Annotated in this window: 20 protein-coding genes; 11 read left to right on the top strand and 9 right to left on the bottom strand. The window is 70.3% G+C overall.

From position 1 onward, the window contains the following. The first annotated feature begins 119 nt into the window (after positions 1–119). Complete coding sequence (locus tag P2T62_RS19235) at positions 120–797, top strand: HAD family hydrolase (RefSeq protein WP_276258634.1); 678 nt, start codon at positions 120–122, stop codon at positions 795–797. A gap of 74 nt (positions 798–871) precedes the next feature. Continuing rightward, positions 872–1555, top strand: coding sequence for an HAD family hydrolase (locus tag P2T62_RS19240; protein ID WP_276258635.1), 684 nt, complete (start codon positions 872–874; stop codon positions 1553–1555). Positions 1556–1677: 122 nt separating this feature from the next. On the opposite strand, the gene P2T62_RS19245 is transcribed toward P2T62_RS19240, so the two are convergent. Beyond that, on the bottom strand, positions 1678–2916 hold the full coding sequence (locus P2T62_RS19245) for a TrkA C-terminal domain-containing protein (RefSeq protein ID WP_276258636.1): 1239 nt from the start codon (positions 2914–2916) through the stop codon (positions 1678–1680). Continuing rightward, positions 2913–4214 carry a potassium channel family protein gene (locus P2T62_RS19250; RefSeq protein WP_276258637.1) on the bottom strand — a complete coding sequence of 434 codons (1302 nt, stop codon included), beginning with the start codon at positions 4212–4214 and terminating at the stop codon, positions 2913–2915. The genes P2T62_RS19245 and P2T62_RS19250 overlap by 4 nt, the downstream gene beginning before the upstream one ends. Before the next feature lie 126 nt (positions 4215–4340). On the opposite strand from P2T62_RS19250, the gene P2T62_RS19255 reads away from it, so the two are divergent. Beyond that, positions 4341–5666 carry an NAD-binding protein gene (locus tag P2T62_RS19255; protein ID WP_276258638.1) on the top strand — a complete coding sequence of 442 codons (1326 nt, stop codon included), beginning with the start codon at positions 4341–4343 and terminating at the stop codon, positions 5664–5666. A 109-nt stretch (positions 5667–5775) separates the two neighbouring features. Here P2T62_RS19255 and purQ read toward each other — a convergent pair whose 3' ends face one another. Together purQ and purS are read right to left on the bottom strand one after the other, a co-directional pair. Then, entirely contained in the window at positions 5776–6453 is a 678-nt protein-coding gene (purQ, locus tag P2T62_RS19260; protein WP_276258639.1) for a phosphoribosylformylglycinamidine synthase I, read from the bottom strand. A gap of 108 nt (positions 6454–6561) precedes the next feature. Then, entirely contained in the window at positions 6562–6813 is a 252-nt protein-coding gene (purS, locus tag P2T62_RS19265; protein WP_276258640.1) for a phosphoribosylformylglycinamidine synthase subunit PurS, read from the bottom strand. Positions 6814–6974: 161 nt separating this feature from the next. Between purS and P2T62_RS19270 the strand changes: the two genes are divergently transcribed. From P2T62_RS19270 to P2T62_RS19285, 4 genes are all read left to right on the top strand, one after another. Beyond that, positions 6975–8042, top strand: a complete 1068-nt coding sequence (locus P2T62_RS19270; RefSeq protein ID WP_276261644.1) for a zinc-dependent alcohol dehydrogenase family protein — start codon at positions 6975–6977, stop codon at positions 8040–8042. Between the two features lie 137 nt (positions 8043–8179). After that, the gene (locus P2T62_RS19275; protein ID WP_276258641.1) at positions 8180–9169 is read left to right on the top strand and encodes a formyltetrahydrofolate deformylase; all 990 of its coding nucleotides are present in this window, start codon (positions 8180–8182) and stop codon (positions 9167–9169) included. Between the two features lie 48 nt (positions 9170–9217). Continuing rightward, positions 9218–9466: a type II toxin-antitoxin system HicB family antitoxin gene (locus P2T62_RS19280; RefSeq protein WP_276258642.1), complete on the top strand. Its 249-nt coding sequence runs from the start codon at positions 9218–9220 to the stop codon at positions 9464–9466. Further along, complete coding sequence (locus P2T62_RS19285; RefSeq protein ID WP_276258643.1) at positions 9463–9711, top strand: type II toxin-antitoxin system HicA family toxin; 249 nt, start codon at positions 9463–9465, stop codon at positions 9709–9711. Before P2T62_RS19280 ends, P2T62_RS19285 begins: the two co-directional genes overlap by 4 nt. 21 nt (positions 9712–9732) lie before the next feature. On the opposite strand, the gene P2T62_RS19290 is transcribed toward P2T62_RS19285, so the two are convergent. After that, positions 9733–10797, bottom strand: coding sequence for a phosphoribosylaminoimidazolesuccinocarboxamide synthase (locus P2T62_RS19290; protein ID WP_276258644.1), 1065 nt, complete (start codon positions 10795–10797; stop codon positions 9733–9735). Positions 10798–10912: 115 nt separating this feature from the next. Here P2T62_RS19290 and P2T62_RS19295 point away from each other — a divergent pair, with 115 nt between their 5' ends. Together P2T62_RS19295 and P2T62_RS19300 are read left to right on the top strand one after the other, a co-directional pair. Next, the gene (locus P2T62_RS19295; protein WP_276258645.1) at positions 10913–11500 is read left to right on the top strand and encodes a DUF8056 family protein; all 588 of its coding nucleotides are present in this window, start codon (positions 10913–10915) and stop codon (positions 11498–11500) included. A 55-nt stretch (positions 11501–11555) separates the two neighbouring features. Beyond that, complete coding sequence (locus P2T62_RS19300; RefSeq protein WP_276258646.1) at positions 11556–13145, top strand: HPP family protein; 1590 nt, start codon at positions 11556–11558, stop codon at positions 13143–13145. A gap of 190 nt (positions 13146–13335) precedes the next feature. Here P2T62_RS19300 and P2T62_RS19305 read toward each other — a convergent pair whose 3' ends face one another. Beyond that, positions 13336–14124: a CAP domain-containing protein gene (locus tag P2T62_RS19305; protein ID WP_276258647.1), complete on the bottom strand. Its 789-nt coding sequence runs from the start codon at positions 14122–14124 to the stop codon at positions 13336–13338. 834 nt (positions 14125–14958) lie between these two features. After that, positions 14959–16017 carry a hypothetical protein gene (locus P2T62_RS19310; protein WP_276258648.1) on the bottom strand — a complete coding sequence of 353 codons (1059 nt, stop codon included), beginning with the start codon at positions 16015–16017 and terminating at the stop codon, positions 14959–14961. Between the two features lie 59 nt (positions 16018–16076). Between P2T62_RS19310 and P2T62_RS19315 the strand changes: the two genes are divergently transcribed. Together P2T62_RS19315 and P2T62_RS19320 are read left to right on the top strand one after the other, a co-directional pair. Further along, positions 16077–16964 (top strand): hypothetical protein, encoded by an 888-nt coding sequence (locus P2T62_RS19315; protein ID WP_276258649.1) that lies wholly within the window; start codon positions 16077–16079, stop codon positions 16962–16964. A gap of 46 nt (positions 16965–17010) precedes the next feature. Beyond that, positions 17011–17553 carry a GNAT family N-acetyltransferase gene (locus P2T62_RS19320; RefSeq protein ID WP_276258650.1) on the top strand — a complete coding sequence of 181 codons (543 nt, stop codon included), beginning with the start codon at positions 17011–17013 and terminating at the stop codon, positions 17551–17553. Between the two features lie 45 nt (positions 17554–17598). On the opposite strand, the gene P2T62_RS19325 is transcribed toward P2T62_RS19320, so the two are convergent. Both P2T62_RS19325 and P2T62_RS19330 read right to left on the bottom strand, forming a co-directional pair. Then, on the bottom strand, positions 17599–18258 hold the full coding sequence (locus tag P2T62_RS19325; protein ID WP_276258651.1) for an HVO_0476 family zinc finger protein: 660 nt from the start codon (positions 18256–18258) through the stop codon (positions 17599–17601). 106 nt (positions 18259–18364) lie between these two features. Beyond that, positions 18365–19669 (bottom strand): MFS transporter, encoded by a 1305-nt coding sequence (locus P2T62_RS19330; protein WP_276258652.1) that lies wholly within the window; start codon positions 19667–19669, stop codon positions 18365–18367. Positions 19670–19676 lie beyond the last annotated feature (7 nt).

Here is a 19676-nt window from a genome sequence, read left to right on the forward strand (position 1 = left end):
GCGGAATCTACCATGGCCACGGGTCGGAAACGGCGGCGAATAAGCCTTCTCACTTCGCCCCTGACGGGGTCGATCCCCATCCCCATGGTCTATATCCGCCGAGCCCCATCCCACAGGCGATGCCCGCCGATCCGGTAGAGACAGTCCTGTTCGACCTCGACGACACCCTCTGCGAGTACCGGCGCTCGCCGGGCGACCTCATCGAGATCGCGTGCGAGGCGGTCGGGGTGGAGCCGTTCTTCGGGCAGGCCGAGTACGAGGCGCGCTACGGCGAGTTCACCGACGAGAGCGACGACGTGCGAGACCTCCGCGAGCGGTGCTTCGCCGCCATCGCCGCGGACCGCGGGCGCGACCCCGACCTCGGCCGCGACATCGCCCGCGCGTTCGCCGCCGAGCGCGACCACACGAACGTCCGGCCGCTCCCGGGCGCCCGCGAGGCCGTCGAGACCCTCGCCGAGCGCCACCGCGTCGGCGTCGTCACGAACGGCGCGCCCGGGATGCAGCGACGGAAGCTCTCGGCGCTCCCGTTCGCCGACCGCTTCGAGACGGTCGTCCACGCGGGCTACGACGCCCCCGCCAAACCCGCCCCCGACCCGTTCCACGAGGCGCTAGCGGCCCTCGATGGCCGCCCCGAGCGCGCGGTCCACGTCGGTAACTCCCTCTCGAGCGACGTGGCCGGCGCGCACAACGCGGGCTGCCGGTCGGTGTGGCTCCGCCAGCCGGGCGGCCCCGGCGACCACCGGCCCCACTTCACCGTCGACGGGATGGCCGAGCTGGCGGCCCCGCCATGGGAGTGAGCGCGGACCCTCGGAGAAGCGGTCCCCCACCGCGCCGAGTCGTTTAATCCGGGGCAGGCCGAACCCGCCTCCGGATGACGGCAGTGGAGGCGGTCACGCTGGACATCGACCGGACGCTGTGCGAGTACCGGCGCTCGACCGCGGAGCTGCTGGCCGAGGCGTTCGCCGAGGTCGGCGTCGACCCGTTCTTCACCGCCGACGAGTACCGCGACCGGATGTTCCGTTACGTGCCCCGGACGGAGACGAAGGCCGAGCTGCGGGAGGCGTGTTTCGCGGACCTCGCGGAGGAGCGGGGCCACGACCGCGCTGTTGGCCGCCGGGTCGCGGCGGCCCACACGAACCGGCGCGACCACCGCGCGGTCGACCCAGTGCCGGGCGCCCGCGAGGCCGTCACGGCGCTCGCCGAGCGCTACCCGCTCGCCGTCGTGACGAACGGCGCGCCCGAGATCCAGGCACCCAAACTCGACGCGCTCGGGCTCACCGACCGCTTCGAGACGGTGGTCCACGCCGGGTACGACACGCTCGCGAAGCCGGATCCCGCGCCGTTCCTCGACGCGCTGGACGCCCTCGGGAGCGCGGCGCCCGCGACGGTCCACGTCGGCGACGGGCGCGACGACGTGCTGGGGGCCGACGCGGCCGGGATGCGGGCGGCGTGGCTCCGACACCCGGACGAGCGGGACGCGACCGGCCGACCGGGGACCCGGCCGCACTTCGAACTGGGGTCGATGCGGGAGCTGGTCGACCCGCCGTGGGAGTAGGCGAGGAGTCCAGGACGGTGGAATCGACCCGCACCGCGACGCCTGCGACCCACCGGGGCCCGCTCCCGGAGCGGTCGGTTCCGGCCCCAGCGAGGGGCGCGAGGCACGCCCGGCTGGCGGGATCAGTCGTCGTCGTCCGCGGTCGGGGCATCCGCCAGTGGCGCCGCCGCACCGGCGTCGCCGCGGGCGGCGGCCTCCAGGCGTCGGAGGAGTGCCGGCCGTGCGACGGCGTACAGCGTGTCGCCGGCGGCGAGCGTCCGGGTCCGCGAGGGGATCGCCTCGACGGTTCCCTCGGCGGGTCGGACGGCCGCCACCGACACCGCCAGGCCGCCGAGACTCACCCCCACGAGCGGACTCCCATCGGCGACGGTGGCGACGCCCATGGTCTCCTCCGCCGCCCGCAACAGCGAGGCGAACTCGCGGTCCGCCCGGGGACTCGTCGGGAGCGTCACGAGTCGGTAGCGCGTCGTGTCGTCGAACGCCTCGGTCTCCTCCTCGTCGACGGCCAGCGTCACCGTGTCGCCGGCGCTTCCCCGGACCTCGGCCGTGGCCACGCGCTTCGGGGCGCCGTCGCCGTCGGCCGGCCGGAACACCTGCACCACGTCGCCGGCCCGGGCGGCGTGGGCCGGGTCCGCGCGGACGGGGATCGCGGCGGTCCCGGTCGGGAGTGACGGGCCGATACCGGATTCACGGGAGCCGACCGCGAGGTACGACACCACTCCGTTCTCGTCGAGTTCGACGTCGACCTGCCCGACGCCGTAGTCGGTCTTGAGGCGCTCGATGAGTCGCTTGCGGAGCTCCGCGACGGTCAGGCGGCGGGGGAAGACGAGGGTCGCGCCCGCGAACTCGGCCTTCGCTTCGGGTGGAACCGGGTCGTACCCCTCGATATCGCTCACGTCCTCCGGGAGGTCGACGGTGACGACGCGCCCGACCGCCCGGACGACCTTCGAGACCTCGCCCTCGACACGGTCGGCGCCCGTCAGTGCGAACGCGCCCGCGCCGAGGCGGTCGCCGGCACGCCCCCCGGCCGCCGCCGCGACCCCCGCAGCGAGGAAGACGCTGACGTTGAAGACGGCCGTCTCGAGCGCCAGCACCGCGGTCTTGTCGTCGATGACCTGTGCGAGCGCGAAGTCGGTGTTGAGCGAGAGCGCCACGCCGCTCAGTCCCACCAGCACGGAGAGCCCCTCGGGGACCGTCTGGGCGGCGTACCAGCGGTGGACGAGGCCGATGGCGCCACCGAGCACGAGGGCAAGCACCGCGAGGCCGGCGGCGTTGACGAGCGAGCGCACCGGAATCCCCAGCACCGAGCCCATCCCGCCCGTCGACTGGAGCAGGGCGTCGAACGCGGCGAGCCCGGTCATGCGACGGCCTCCGCGAACGCGTCCAGTGACTCGCGTGTCCCGATGGCGAACAGTTCGTCGCCGGCGGCGAGCGCGGTCTCCCCGGAGGGCGCGAACGCCCAGCCCTCGCCCGTCCGGACCGCGAGCACCGCCACGCCGTACGTCTCGCGGACGCTGGCGTTCCCGATGCTCGCCCCGTCGAGGGCGCCACCGGAACGGAGCGTCAGCCGCCGGACGCGCTTGCCGGCGCGACGGAGGAGCGAGAGGAGTTCGAACTCGCGGCGACGCCCCCGTGACCGAACCACCACGCGCCCGCGGTCCGCTCGCAGGAGGGTGTCCGCGTCCCCTCGCGGGACCGCGACCGTCAGCCGGCCGTCGCCGCCGGTGGTCGTCGGCGCCCGTGGTGGTGGGGCCTCGGTGGCGTCGGTGGCCGTTCCACCGTCCGTCCGGGCGTCGCCGTCCCGTTCATCGCGGTCGGCCGGGGCCGAGAGGTCGCCATTGGCGCCGGGTGCCGATTCGGGTGGCTCCGGCATCCGGGCCGGTGCCGGCGGCGTTCCGGTCTTCGCGCTGAGGACGGTCCCGTCGACGGCGCCGCCGTCGGTGCGGACGGTGACGCGGTCGCCACGTGCGAGGCCGGTCGGGAGCAGGGCGTCGACGGAGACGGCTCGGTGTCCATCGGGGACGCGCTTCGAGAGGCCGGCCAGCGGCGGTGCGGCCGCAACGGTCGCCTGGCCGCGCTCGTCGAGGCGGACGGTCACCTCGGCGCAGTCGAACTCCGTCCGGAGGCGGTCGGCGAACCGCGATTCGAGTTCGCCGATCGGGAGGTCGGCGGGGAAGGTCCAGTCCCCGTCCCGGATCTCGGCGCGGATGTCGTCCGGGAGCGGCGGGTAGCCCTCCATGTCGGCCACCTCGCCGACCACCTTGACGCGGACCTGTCCACGGCCGCCGACGAGTTCCACCACGTCGGCCGAGAGCGTCTGTTCGCGGAGCTTCTGCAGGGAGACTCGCCTCGGGAACGCCGCGCCCATCGCGTCACCCTTCGCGTGGGCGTACAGCGACATCATCAGGACGACGAGGATGGCGACGACGACCACCGGGCCGGTGGCCCGGTCGGTGACGGTCTGGTCGGTGAGCGCGAGGAGGCCGCCGTTGACGCCCGCGATGGCGAGCGCGAGGACGACCACACCGAACCCGGGGATGGAGACCCCCGTGACGTACTTGAAGATGAAGCCGAGCCCCCAGGCGACCAGGGCCGGGATGATGCCGGTGAGCACCCCCAGATAGATGCCGAGGACGACCTCGACGGGGAGCGGAGCCATGCGCGCCCTGACGGTGGGGCCCGTTAAACGAGTACCGGAGGGCGCGTCGGAACCACTCCCGTCTCCGGGACCGCTCTCGCATCCGGGACCGCGGTAGTTTTGTCGGCCGAGAGTGAGGCCATCCCCATGAGCGGGGTCGACGACGAACTCGAGGACGCTGGGCGGTCCGTCCGGCGTGCGAGCCGGGGGCTGTTCCGGGTCCGTGCGGCTATCGGCCTCGTCACCGTCGTCGCCCTCCTCTCTATCGTCACCGGTATCATCAACATCGGTGGCACGGAGACGTCCGGACTGCTCTCGGCGTACGTCCCGCAGTCCGTCGAGCAGGCGTTCGGGTTCACCGGCGCGCTCACGGGGTTCATCCTGCTCGCCACCACCGCCGGCCTCCGCCGGGGGGTCCGTGTCGCCTGGGGCATCGCGGTCGTCCTCCTCCCCGTGACGGCGTTCCAGGGACTCGTCGGGTCCACCGGGGTCGCGGTCGCCGGCCGGACCATCCCCGTGGCGACGCCGCTGGTCGCGCTCTCCGTGCTGTCGCTGCTCGGTCTGCTCATCAACTTCCGCGCGTTCGACCGGGAGTTCGACCTCGCAACGACGCAGCTGGCGGCGCTGGCGGCCATCATCGGGGCGCAGGTGTACGGGACGGCGGGCGCGTTCGCCCTGCAGGACGGCTTCAGCGGCGTCGATTCGCTGACCGATGCCTTCTACTTCGCCCTTGTCACCGCATCCACGGTGGGCTACGGCGACGTGACACCCGAGACCGAAACCGCGAAGTTGTTCGCCATGAGCGCCCTCGTCATCGGGACGGCATCGTTCGCGGTCGCGCTGGGGACGCTGCTGACACCGGCCATCGAGGCCCGTCTCGCCGAGGCACTGGGAACCATGAACGAATCACGACTGGAACTGCTGGACGACCACGTCATCGTGGTCGGGTTCAGCGACATGACGGAACCGATACTCGAGGAACTGGGCCGGGTCGACTTCATCGTCATCACCCGCAACGAGGAGAAGGCCCGACGCCTCCGGAACCGCGACATCGAGGTCGTCGTCGCGGATCCCTCCGACGAGGAGCCGCTCCGGAAGGTCGGCATCGAGCGGGCCCGCGCGCTCGTGGCCGCCACCGACGACGACGCCCAGGACGCCCTCGCGATTCTCACGGCCCGGGAGCTCAACCCCAAGCTGAACATCGTCGCCGCGGCGACCGAGCGACAGAACGAGAAGAAGCTCAAGCGCGCCGGCGCCGACACGGTCGTCTCGCCGGCCGTCATCGGCGGCCACCTGCTCGCCCAGTCCGCGCTCGGCGGGGGCGCCGGCGTGGAGAACTTCGCCGCCCGCATCGCCGAGGCCGACGAGCAGGAGATCGCGGCCGCCGACGAGGAACTGGCCGAGGGAGCGGACGGCGAGAGCACCGAAGCCAGGGCCGCGGACGACGACGAGGACGGAGAAGCCGAGCCGTAACCGGCGACCGTTCAGTCGACCGCGACGCTATCGGATTCTTCTGGAATTTCGTAACTAAAACGTAGTATATTATAGATGAGCAGAGATTTAGATATGGATATTGACTATATTACGCGAACGCCCGCAGGAGGCCCTGGCCGTCGGTCCCGGCGTGCAGGTCGGGGAGCGTCGCGCGCTCCGGGTGGGGCATCAGGACGGCGACGGACTCGCGCTCGCCCAGGACGCCCGCGACGTTCCCCTTCGAGCCGTTGGGGTTCGCCGCGTCGGTGACCTCGCCGTCGGCGTCGCAGTAGCGGAACAGGACCCGGTTCTCCGCGACCAGGTCGTCGTAGCGGTCGTCGGCGATCTCGAAGCGGCCCTCGCCGTGGGCGATGGGCAGGCGGATGACGTCGCCCTCGTCGAAGACGCTCGTGAACGGCGTGTCCGCGCGCTCGACGCGGCAGTGGACGTGCTCGCACTGGAAGCGGGCGCTCCGGTTGGTCGTGAACGCGCCGGGGGTGAGGCCGGACTCGGAGCCGATCTGCGCGCCGTTGCAGACTCCGAGGACGGGCGTTCCCTCGTCGGCGACCTCGCGGACCTCCGCCATGATGGGCGAGCGCGCGGCCATCGCGCCGGCCCGGAGGTAGTCACCGTAGGAGAACCCGCCGGGGATGACGACGCCCGAGGGGTCGGCCGGGAGGCCGTCCTCGTGCCAGACGATGTCGGCCTCGACGCCCAGGTGTTCGAGGGCGCGGACGGCGTCGCGGTCGCAGTTCGAGCCGCCGAAGCGGATGACGGCGACGGTCACAGCGACCACCTCGGGTGGGCGTCGGGCGTCGACGTCATCATCGAGGCGACGGTCACAGCGACCACCTCGGGTGGGCGTCGGGCGTCGACGTCATCGTGCCTGCGACCGTCACCGCTGGTCGACCTCCACGGTGTAGTCGTGGATGGTGGGGTTGGCGAGCAGTCGCTCGGCCATCTCCTCCGCGCGGTCGGCCGCCGCGTCGGCGTCCTCGGCGTCGAGGTCCACCTCGAAGCGGTCGGCCGAGCGGAGGTCGGCCAGCTCGAACCCGAGTCGTTCGAGCGCCTCCTGGGTGCGTTCGGCCTCCGGATCCAGCACGCCGTGCTTGAGCCGGACCGTCACGACGGCGGTGTAGGCGGTCATGTCCGAGGGGCGGTGGCGGCCGGACAAAACGGTTCTGTTGTGCGGGGCGGCCCCGCCGTTTGACAGACCGGGGAGCGAGCCCGCGTGACGGGAATCTCGACGAACGAGAATCGACAACCGAGTTAACACATCTCATCCCGTGGGTTCCAGATACCATGTCCATGCAGGCAGTGGTACTGGAGGCGTTCAAGGAACCGCTCGACGTGACGGAGGTCGACCGACCGGAGCCGGATGTCGACGGGCTCGTGGCCCGGGTCGACGGCTGTGGGGTCTGTCGCAGTGACTGGCACTGCTGGCAGGGCGACTGGGACTGGTTCAACTACCGCCCGGACCCGCCACACGTGCTGGGCCACGAACCGACAGGGACCGTCGTGAAGGTCGGCGAGGAGGTGGAGCGCTTCCGGGAGGGCGACAAGATCGCGATCCCGTTCAACTTCGCGTGCGGGAAGTGCGACCTCTGCCGGAACGGCCACGAGAACATCTGCGAGAACCACATCGGCCTCGGCTTCATGAACGAGGCGCCCGGCGCGTTCGCCGAGGAGGTCCACATCCCGACCGCCGACATCAACGCCGTCCCGCTCCCGGACGGCATCGACACGGAGACGGCGGCCGGCATCGGCTGTCGCTTCATGACATCCTACCACGGGATGGCCCACCAGGGCGACGTGGGCAACGGCGAGGACGTCGTCGTCCACGGCCTGGGGGGCATCGGCCTCTCGGCCGTCCAGATCGCCAACGCGCTCGGCGCGAACGTCATCGGCGTCGACCTGATGGACGAGAAACTCGCGAAGGCCGAGGAGCTGGGCGCCGTCGCGACGGTCAACGCCAGAGAGATCGACGACCCCGCGAAGGAGGTCCGGGACATGACCGACGGCGGCGCGGACGTCTCCGTCGACGCGCTCGGCATCGCGACGACGTGCCAGAACGCCGTCCGCTCGCTCGGCAAGGGCGGCCGCCACGTCCAGATCGGCCTCACGACCTCCGAGGAGGAGGGGATGGTGCCGCTGCCGACCGACGAGTTCGTCGCGAAGGAGATCGAGTTCGTCGGCTCGCTGGGGCTGCAGCCCTCGAAGTACTCGGAGATGCTGTCGATGATCGAGACGGGCAAGCTCGACCCGACCGCGCTCGTCGAGGAGACCATCGACATCCACCAGATCCCCGACCGGCTGGAGGCGATGACCGACTACGGGACGATGGGCATCCCGGTCTGTAACGACTTCACGGCGTAGGCCGTCGCCCTGTTCTGCCGCGCCGTGGGCCGGCTCCCCGGCTCCGGCGTCTTCCGCCGCACCGATAGCGGGGTGCTTTTGCCGGCGCGGCGGCTGTGGACGGGTATGAGTTGCCCCACGCCCGCCGAGGTGGTCGCGTGACCCGCCACTACACGGAGATCGTCGTCGTTGGCGACGACAAGAAGGGGCTCATCGCCCGCGTCACGTCGCTGCTGTTCGAGCGCGGCATCAACATCGAGGATCTCGACCAGGCGGTCCGGGACGGTGTCTTCCGGATGACGCTCCACGTCGACACCTCGGAGATGGTCGTCAAGGACGAGACGCTCCGGGACGACCTCGACGAGCTGAGCGGCGAACTCGGCGTCGACATCCAGGTCCGGTTCCCGAGCGACCGCCAGACCGACCGCATCGCCGTCCTCGTGACGAAGGAGTCCCACTGCCTGGAGGCGCTGTTCCAGGCCCGCGAGGAGGGCGAACTCGACGCCGAGATCAGCGTGGTCATCGGCAACCACGACGACCTCGAACCGCTCGCGGCCGAGCGCGGCGTCGATTTCCACGACATCGGTGACGAGAAGGGTGTCCCCGACGAGAACCGCCTCCTCGACCTCCTGGGGGAGTACGAGGTGGACCTCGTGGTGCTGGCGCGCTACATGCGCATCCTCAGCCCGAACGTCGTCTTCCGCTACGAGAGCCGCATCATCAACGTCCACCCCTCGCTGCTCCCGTCGTTCCCCGGCGCGGAGGCCTACCGGCAGGCCCGCGAGGAGGGCGTCCGGGTCGCCGGCGTCACCGCGCACTACGTCACGACGGACCTCGACCAGGGGCCCATCATCACCCAGCGTGTCTTCGACGCGCCGGCCGGGGCCGAGGTCGAGGAGCTCGAACGCCGCGGACAGCCGCTCGAGGCCGCGGCCCTCGTCGAGGCCGTCCGCCTGCATCTGGACGACGCGGTGTCGGTCTACCACGGCCGGACGGAGTTCCGCGACGACGTGGACCGCTCGCAGTACCAGCTCGGGCTGCCGGACGAGGCCGACGCGCTCCGGCCCAGCGAGCCCCGCGACGGCGCCGGGCTGGAGTACGACGTGGACGTGGACGTGCCGAGCGGGTCACCCTCCGAGGACGACTGAGGCCCGGCGCGGACGAGGATTCAAATACGAACCCGCGCTAGCCGGCGTATGAGCACCGGGCGCGAGATCCGCCTCGTCGAGAACGAGGACGGCTGGTGGACGGCCATCGACGAGGCGACGGGTGTCGCCAGTCAGGGCGAGACACGGGAGGCGGCGCTGGAGAACCTCGACGAGGCGGTGGCGTTGCACGAAGGGGGCGGAGACCCCATCGAGGACGAGGAAGCCTTCCTCCGCGAGGTGGGCATCGACCCGGACGATGTCGAGGAGACGAAGGACCTCCCCGAGTTCATGCAGTGAGTCGGCCGACCGACTTCTCCGGGCGGGACCTGATAGCGGTCCTCCGGAAGCACGACTTCAGACCAGTCGGCCGCACGGGGAGCCACGTCCGACTCCGATACGAGCATCCCGAAACCGACGAGGTACGCCTCGTCTCGGTCCCGATGCACGACCGAATCAGGGAAGGGACCCTGCGGAACATCGCCGACCAGTGCGGCGCCGACGACTTCGACGCCTGGTGCCGGTGGATAGACGACCACCGCTGACCCGCGACCGCCGACCCGCCGCTACAGGTCCCGCACGCGCTCGACCGCCTCGGCCAGCGAGGGCGCGTCGAACAGGTCCCGACCGAGGTAGGCGTTCGCGCCGCCGCAGTACAGGTCGCTCATCGCCTGCACGACATTCTCGGGGAGCGGCTCGGGGTCGCGCTCGCAGAGGTCGCGCCAGTCGGCCACGTCCTCGGCCTTCGCGCGTGCTTTGGCCTCGTCGACGGCCGCGACCCACTCGGGCTGTTCGCGCCTGTGGTACTGGCGGACGACCTCCTTCGAGACCTGCTGGCCGTCGTAGGAGAAGCGGTTCTCGTCGAACGTGCCGACCACGTCGGCGACGCGGACCTCGCCGTCGACGTAGATGCACTCGATCTTGCCGTCCTCGTGTTTCAGCCCCGCGTCGGCGGCGCGCTCGGTGACGAGGCGGTTGACCGTGCGGGCGGTCTCCTCCAGCTCCTCGATGTCGGCGGCGCCGGCGATGCGGTCGGCTTCGTCCTGCGAGAGGTAGCGGTCGGACTCCTCGAACTTCGTCGAGAACTCGACCACGGCCTCGGGCAGATCGACGGCCTCCTCGGGCCAGTCGTCGATGTCGAGGCCGAAGTCGGCGGGGTCGGCGCGTCCCCGGAGCGAGGAGCCGACCGGGACGGTGTTCCGGAAGACGATCTCCAGCGGGACGACGTAGTTCTCGCCGGCCTCTGCGTGGAACGCGTCGTAGTCGTAGGTGCGACCCTCGTGCGGGAGGTCCGGCACACGGGAGAGGTCGATTGCCATCTCGCGCGGGGGGTCGGCGGCCTCATCGAGCGCGACGACCTCGCCGTCGCTGCTCACGGCTTCGCCGTTCGCCCGGGGCGTCTTCGACGCCCCGCTGACGACCCCGCGGTAGTGGGTCGGGACGCCCTCGGCCTCGAGCAGTTCGAAGTTGGCGGCGCCCATCGCACAGAGCGAGGCCCCCTTGCCGGGGATGGGGTCGGGCATCTTCCCCCAGTCGAAGACGGAGTAGTCGTCGGTGAAGGCGAACCGGCCGCGGCCGACGGCATCGGGCGTCGCGGCCTCCTCGATGACGAACTCCTTGACGCTGGTCATGCGCGGGGGGTCGCGGTCGGTCGGCAAGGGGTTTCCCCTTCGGCGTGGGCTACCGACGCGCCCACGGCCGCCGATACCGGGGTGCTTTTCGACCTGCCGGCCCTACCGGCGGACGATGACCGACTCGGAGGCGGCGACGGCCGCGACGGCAGCAGGCGACGCCGGCGCACCCGACGACGACGCCTACTCCGGGCTGTTCGGGGCGTTCCCGTACGCCTTCCGGCGGACCGACTCGCGCCTGTGCAAGCTGTACGTCGTCGTCGGGGGCCTGCTCGGCGGCCTGCTCGCCCTGTTCTTCGGCCTCGCGCTCGTCGTACAGGTGTTCAACACCCTCTCGGGGACGGGCGGGACGTTCACCTTCTCGCGGGCGTTCTTCCTGCTGATCGGGCTGTTCGTCGTCGGGCCGGTGCTGGCGCCGGTCCTGCTGGTCGCGCGACGACACCGGCGGTCGGGGAGCGACCCCCGCTACGACCGGCTGCTCGCCGCGTCAGGGGGCCTGTTCCTGGTGTCGCTCTATCTCGGCATCATCGCCTCCATCCCGCCGCAGTTCGTCCTCGACGGCGAGACCATCACCCGGACGCCGCCGTCGGGGCTGCTGGCGCCGCTGGTCGCGGTGCTGTACGCCATCCCCTCGGTCGCGTCGGTGCTGATCCCGCTCGCGGCCGCAGCCGGCATCTACGGCGCACACCGATACGCCCGCTGACGCGTGGCAGACGTCGGCGGAACGGTTTACTGCGGCGAACCGCACGTCCCCAGCCATGCAGGACGACCTCCCGGGGCGGCTCCGGTCGGCGTGGCGCCGTCTGCGGCGGCTGGAACGGCGCGAGATCCGGGGGTTCCGCGCGTGGCTGGAGCACACGAACAACCTCATCCACCTGTCGGCGCTGCTGTTCGTCCCGCTGTTGATGGGGGCGGTCACGTTCCTGTCGGGCGAGCTCCAGCAGATCTCCTTCCTCCTGTTCCCGCCGCTGGCCTCGGGGACGTACACACTGTTCTACGACCCGGACGGGGCGTTCGCCTCGCCACGGCGGTTCGTCGGCGGGATCACCTTCGGCGCGGTCGCCGGGCTGGTCGCGGTCAACGTCGCCGCCGCGTTCCAGCACACGACCGTCGACGGACTGCAGGTCACGCCCACGAGCGCCGCACTGGCGGTGTTCCTGGCGGGGGCTGGAACCTGGGCGCTGGACCTCGAGGAGCCGTCGGCGTTCTCGACGGCGCTGCTGGTGCTGGTGACGGGGACCGACCGCCTGACGTACGTCGTGAGCGTCGCCACCTCCAGCCTCCTCGTCGCCGGTGTCTTCCTCCTGTGGCGCGAGCGCTTCTTCGACCGGCGGGCGCGCTACCTCTACACCTCGACCCGCGGCGACGACCGCGTCCTCGTGCCCGTTCGCGGCGCACACCCGGGCGAGACCGCCCGCCTCGGCGCGCGCATCGCCGCCGCCCACGAGGGCGCGAAGGTCGTACTGCTGGGACTGCTCGACCCCGAGGCGTTCGCCGCCGCGGCCGACGCACCCGAGACGGACGCCCCGGACGACCGCATCGCCGTCCTCGACGACGACGGGGCGACGGGCGAGCGCGACGCGACAGCGGGTGGACGGACGGTCACGGCCGCGGGCGCGGACGACACCTCGCCCGACGAGGCGACCGTCGACGGGGCGGTCGCCGACGGTGCCGGTGACGCGCTGGCCGAGCAGCTCGCGACCGCCGCCTCGGCGATGGACCTCGAATCGCGCGCGGCCGACATCGAGACGACCTACGGGGTCCCCGCGGAGGTGCTGGTCGCCGAGACAACCCCCGAGACGCCGGGGCGCGCCATCGTGCAGGCGGCCCACGACACGAACTGCGACCTCATCGTCACCCCCTACGAGACCGATGGCGACCGGCTGGCGCCGCACATCCACGAACTGTTCCACAGCGACACGGACACCCTGGTCCATCGCTGTGCCGACCCCGAGGACCCGTCCGGTGGCGAGTGGCGTGACGTGCTGGTCCCGGTCCGCCGCGCCGGCGACGTGGCCCACAAGATGATCGACTTCGCCACCCGGCTCGCCGGCGACGTCGGCCGCGTGTCGGTCTGCAAGTGCATCGGAAGCGAGCGCGAGCGGGCCGACGCGGAGCGGATGCTGGGCAACCTGGCCGAGACCGCCGACGGCGGCGTCGAGACGCGGGTCGCCCGCGACGACATCGTCGAGTTCCTCACCCGCGTCTCCGCGAGCTACGACCTCGTCATCATCGGCTCGTCCTCGGACCGCTCGACCGCGTCGCGGTTCGTGTCGCGACCGACGTTCGAGCGCGTGGACGAACTGGACTGCGATTTCGCGATCCTGGACCGGAACTTCAGGTTCTAGACCACCCTGTCAGCCACAGCCGGACCCGATGGACGGGGAGCAACCGTCGCCCCCGACCTCGGGAGACCGGACCACCCCGAAGCCCTCGCAGGTGGTAACCGAAAGCACCGAATGGATAGGAGATAGACGCCATTCATGAGATATACTAAAATTTTCGCGTATATCAACCACACCGACAGGAAACGGGCGTCTAGCAGAAGTTCTGTGTCGCGTACACCGACCCATCGACGATGACGATGCCGATACCCTGGCGGGTGAAGCGCTCCTTCAGGATGGCCTCGCGGTGGCCCTCGGAGTTCATCCACTCGCGGACGACGTGGTCGGCGAGGGTCCGCTCGGTCGCCGCCAGGCCGCCGCCACGGGTCAGGTAGATGTTCTCGCCGCCGTTGCAGTCGATGCCGAAGCGGCTGTAGCGATCCGAGACCGTCTCGCCGTCCGGCCCCTCGTGGGCGAAGTAGTCCCGGTCGTGCATATCCCGGGAGTGGAAGGCGGCCACGGCGGCCAAGTCGGCGTCGTAGTCGAGCGGGTCGAGGCCGTTCGCGGCCCGGCGCTCGTTCACCTCCTCGGCGACGAGGTGCTCGACGCGGGTCTCGTTGAGGCCGTCCCCGGCGGCCGCGCCCGGCCCGGGGGCCGCGAACACGACCAGCAGCGCCGCGACCAGGACCACGAGCAGGCTTCCAGCAGCCATGTACGCGCCGCTCCGGGATGGCGTCAGGAGCTCGCGCCAGCCCGGGTCCTCGCGGGCTGTGCCCGCTGTGGTGCTGTCCTCGCGGGCTGTACCCGCTGTGGTACCGCCCTCGCGGATCGGCTCCCTCGCGGGACCGTCGAGGTCGATGATCCAGCCGCCCGTCCGCTCGGCGTCGAGCCCGGGGCAGTCGTGTGCGTCGGTCGGCCGGTGGGCCGCACAGACCGGCCGTCCGCAGTGGGGACAGGCGGCCGTGACGGACGTCTCCCGGCCACAGACGACGCAATCGGCCATGGACCGGAGTAGGGACTCACGGGTCAAAAGCGGCGCGCCACAGCCCTCTACGGGGCGACAGGACCACCGGCACACGACACCTGATGGTCGGCACCCGAGCGACGGGGTTGCTATCTCCAGTTGAAAGACAAGTGGTCCCCGTGTTTATTAGGTACCAGGCCACATCCCAGGGTGCGGGATACCCGTCCGCCTCTGACCCCACATCGGGCGCGGGAGCCCGCATCGTAGCATCCGAGGCCGCGCGCGGTCGGGGAGGCGTCGCCCACACGGCGCTACACCCCTCCGGGGAGATGGATGCTTCCGGTACCTTCGCCATCGAGAGCGACGGTTCTGGACGCCGTGAACTGCGGCACCGGGGCCGACGACACCCAGCATCTGATACCAGCGGTGACCGGATCTCGGACGACTCCCGCGACCGACGTGACGACCGCTCACCGGCCGAGCAGCTCTCGGACGGGAGAACGGGCAGCCGGTTGGGGGGGAGAGAAGCCGGTGTCACGGCTGCCCACGTCATACGTTACCACCCTGAGGGCTTAATTCCGTCGGTCCTGCGTCAGAAACGCCTGCGAACCGGCGGAGCGACGGCTCGACTCCCCGCCACCGCGATCCAGTCACGCAGTTCTCTTCCGGGCGTTCTGCGGTCGCGGGCACGGCTAATCGAGCGTTCCGTCCGGATCGCTTCCCGGCGGAACCCGTCGCGACGACACGGACGCACCGAGGGCCGGGACCCCTGGAACAGGCCGGCGATGGCACGGTGACCGAGGGAGGCCCCACCCTGTCCACCGGACTCGACCGGCCGGGCCGATCCGGTAGCCAACAGGGCCTGAACGGAGGTTACGCCGAGCCGGGGACCTCGAGCAACCGCTCCAGCGCAGTCTCGAACGTCGATCGCCCGCGACTCTCGGCGACGGAGAAGGTCTCGACGCCGACCTCGTCGGTCACGAGCCGTCTCGATAGCTCGGTGTCACACACCGGCCCGACGATCATGTCGGGCTCGAGCCCGTACCGTTCCTGCAGCAGGTCCACACCCCCGACCGCCCCGCATTCATCGGCCGCCGAGAACACCAGTACGTCGATGTCCTCCATCAGACTGGATTCCAGCACGTGTCGGGGCCCATACGTCAGGATGCCCCCACCGAGTTCCGCCAGAACGACGTCGGTCTCCTTTCCTCGCAGGTGGCCGAGTACGGTTTCAGCGCACCGTATCGATTCCTCCCGCTCGGTCGTGCAGGAGACCCCGACATCGGAGAAGTCGGATGTGGCCGCCGCTCCCGCGGCCTCGAAACGCAGTAGATCCCGGCGCATGACCGTCCCCGTGAGTTTGCCCGCCCCGACCTCCAGGGAGGCCGATAGGGCGTCGACACCTGCCTCGACAGCGCTCGTCTTGCCCGATTCCATCGAGGTCCCGCAGAACAGGGCCGTCGGGACGTTCCCCGGCTCCGGACCGGAGGTCGGTGTGAGGCGTGGGTGGTCGGTAACGTTGACCGCTTCGCCGTCAGCCATCAGGAACCCGACGATCGACACCCGGGTCGGCGCGAAGGAGGGGATCGCAGACCAGACCTCCCCGATCAACCCGCTCTCGATCAGCAGGGACAGCCCGGTCTCCTCGGAGCTGATTCCGCCTTCCGGGACCCCTCCGTGGAGCTCTTTGACAGCGGGTCTCGTCCCCAGACAGCCCACGACCGACTTCCCAGGGCGTAACGGCATTTGCTCGCCGTCCTCCAGCTCGATCGCGTCGATCGGCGTTCCGCCGCGCTCGATCCGGAACACGCAGACATCGCCCTCGTGTCCCACCCCGTCTTCAACTGACAGGGTCCCGTCGAAGGGCACGTGTCGGACGCTGGAGCTTCGGTAGACGTCATCGGGTAGCTCGGAGGAGACGGTCGAGCGCATGCCAGAGAGCTATACTATCCAGCACAAAGTATGTTGAGTGTGGCAGGAACTGTTGTCGCATGGGCGTAGTGGTCATCGCCGAGGGGAGGTGTCAACCCGACACCGATGTCGTGGTCGAGGAGCTCGATACGACCGCGTGGCTCACCGGTGGCTCGTTGTTTGACAGTGGGAGTGCCATCGTCAGAAACACCCTTCACGTCCGGTGCAACAGCGGCTCGCTCGACTCCCTCGAGTTCGTCATCGCCGGCGAGGTCGGCAGCATCCAGGATTGTTCGGACATCTACCGCGACGAGGACTATGTCGAGTACATCACGACGTTCGTCGACCAGGCCGGAACGGTAGAGCAGGAGCAGGATGGGGTCGTCTACTACGACGGGGAGACCCATCGACGAATCAACCGTCTGACCGTTCGCGAGACACGGGAGTTCGACCGTGGAACGCTAATCCACACGGAACTGGACGAACCGATATCCGCCGGAGAGGACCACCTCATCACGTTACAGTATCGACGACCGGACTTCGCCAGTCCCTTCGTTCCGGTCCTCTCGAAACGGCAGGAGATCGATACCCGGATCTATTCCATCTACGACGTCTGGGGGGACGCTCCGCTCATGTCACAGGTGCGTGATATGTCGCCCATCCCCGTAGAAGACGTCGGTATCTGGTTCGGCCTTCCTCCGGGTCGCAGTCCAGTCTCGTTGCGACCCGCTCCCGATCGGCAGACGTCCGTCGTCGTCCAGCACCCCGGCTACGCGAGGGAGGAGCTGGAAACCGAAGGGTATACCGGGATCTTCTGGAGTTTCGAGGCGATCGAGTGCGAGTTCGCGAAGGACGACGTCGAGGTCCACTGTCAGTACGACGACATAACACTCTCGTGGCGACTCGTCGTGATCTCGCTCCTGCTGACAATACTCGGTACCGCTGCTGGGCTACTCACGCTGCTCTGACCGTATGTGCGACAACGATTTGCCGCCCCGGTCCACTGATTAGACCATGCTTCTTCGATTCTCCGAGGGTGTCGGGGAGTACGCCGATCAGGTTCGTGCCATCCTGAGGTCGGTCGACGAGGAGTTCGTCCCCCCGCTCTCGAGTCGGTCGGGGACCGCAGAGGTGGATGACCTCGGTGGGGACGAGGGAAGCGGGATCGATTCGTACTTCCAGGCCTGTCTGGATCAGCAGTTCCTGTTCGCTGAGACGGACGACGAACTCGTCGGTGTTCTCTCCTACCGGCACCGGTACACTCCCCCGTTCCTGCGACGGTTCTCGCCGTCGAACTACCCGACGATTCTGGCGGTCCGCCGCGAGTGGCGGAACGAGGGCGTCGGAACGGCGTTGTATCGGACCTTCCTGTTCGATCTACCACCGGCGTACAGGCTCCCGTACGTCGTCGCTCGGACGTGGAACGAGAACGTTCGGAGCATCCGGCTCCACGAGAAGTTCGGCTTCGACCGGGTCCATACGATCCCCAACCACCGGGCGCCCGGCGTTCACACCGTCTACTTCGCGAAGGCGCTGTCTCCCCACGACGGGGAGTAGCCGCGGGGCTCCGCCATCACGTCGGTCGCCACTCGCTACGGCGGCCTACCACCCGGACCAGGCGACGGAGGTCTTCGACTCGTCGCGGGCGTACACCCGCTTGATGTGTTTGGCTGGCGCCTGGTCGCCCGCGTAGTCGAGTTTCTGCTGGCCGTAGCGCTCCACGTCGTCGCGGAGGTAGATGCCCTCGACGGTGAACTCGGCGTCCGCGTACTCGTGGGTCTCGCCGACCGTGAACACCTCGTCGCCGGGCACCCGGACCGTCGTGGAGTACGTCGAGTCGTGGCGGCCGTCCTTCGGGTGGAGGGTGAGGTCGACCGAGACGTTGCCGACGACGCGCGTCCACACCGTCTTCACGTCGTCGACGGGCGCGGCGTCGGTCCGGGGGGACTCGTCCTCGCCGGCGAGTTCGAGGCTGGTCACCGCCACCGAGAGGATGGCCTCGTCGGTCTCGACGAGGAACTCGTCGTCGACCGACAGCCGCTCGTCGGGGTCGAACTCGACGCTGGCGTCGAAGGAGTCGCCCTCCTGCGAGACGATGACCCGGCGCTCGACCGTCGGCTCGCTCGGCAGGTCCGTCTTGTGGACGTGGGCACACTCCGTACAGCGGACGGTGGCGTGACCGCTCTCGTGCAGGACCTCGTGGACCGTCTCGTCCCCCGGCGAGCAGGACGGACAGGCGACCGCGACGCGGTTCGTGCTCATGGACGGCGCTTGCCGGTCCGAGGGTATAAGCCCGCGGTCCCGGCGTGGGTGCGACAGGCGGGCCCACGGGCCCACCGAGGCCCGCCAGCCGCTCTCCAGCGGGGCCTCAGTCGGTCGCGGGCGTGGCCCCATCCGCAGTCGGCGCCCGCTGCTCGCGCCGGTGGAGCCAGACGATGGCGCCCGTGGCGAGCACGCCGGTCGCCGTCGCGATGGCGAACGCGACCCGATAGCCGGGGACGGTGTAGACCCGGGCGCCGCCGATGACCTCGCCGGTCCAGTAGGCGTCGAGAACGGCCCCGAGCAGCGTCGGGAACACCGCGGCACCGAAATAGCCCATGCTGTTGATGACGCCGGTGATGGTGCCCGCCACCTCGGCGTCGTGGCGCTCCTTGCCCACGGTGAACGCGAGCGCGACGCCGCCGTTGGCGAACAGCGCGAGGAACAGCGCTGCCCCCACGACCGGCAGGGGCGGCACCAGCACCAGCGCGGCGTAGCTCAGGGTGAACAGCGCGGCGGCCCCGACCATCAGCGCCGTGCGGCGTTCGAGCCGGTCCGAGAGCGCGCCGAACGCGGGCGACCCGATCACGAACCCGACGTTCCCCAGCAGAACGTACGTCGAGGCCGTCGCCACGTCGACGCCGTAGATGTCCACGACGTACGGCACGCCCCACAGCCCGAGGACGGTGAAGTTGGTCCCGAGGGTGAGGAAGAGGGCGACACCCAGCAGCCACGTCTCCCGCTCCGCGAGGACGGTCCGCGTGTTGGCGAGCACCTCGTCCAGCGTGGCCGCCGTCCCCTCGTCGTCGGCCCCTGTGACCGGCTCGTGTCCGGCGCGCGCCGGCGTATCCCGGACGGCCCCACCGATGGCGACCGCGAGGCCGGCACCGACGCCACCCGCCGCCAGCATCGCCGTCCGCCACCCGGCCGCCTCGATGGCGAGCGCGAGCGGCGTCGTCGCGAGGATGCCACCCACCCCCGCCGCGGCGATGGTGTAGCCGGTCATGGTCGCGTACTCGTCCGGACGGTACCAGTTCGCACAGAACCGGAGCGTCGCGATGTACAGCACGCTGCCGCCCAGCCCGATGGCGGCCCGCGCGAGGAACGCCTCGGCGAGGCCGCCGCTGGACGCGAACCAGACCACGCCGCCGGTCATCGCCGCGAGTCCGACGGCCCCGACCCGCCGCGGCCCGTAGCGGTCCACCACGAGCCCCGAGGGCAGCTGGAGGGCGGCGTAGATGTAGAAGAAGGAGGCGTGGAGGCTTCCCAGCTCGGCCCCGGTCGCGTCGAACGTCGCGGCGAGCGTGTCCGCCAGCACCGCCGTCGCGGTGCGGTGGAAGTTCACCAGCAGGAACCCGCCCGCGAGCAGCGCCCAGAGGAGCGTCCGCCGCCGGCGCATCGAGAGGCTGACCATATCGTCA

Source organism: Haloglomus litoreum, from assembly GCF_029338515.1.
Classification (GTDB): Archaea; Halobacteriota; Halobacteria; order Halobacteriales; family Haloarculaceae; genus Haloglomus; species Haloglomus litoreum.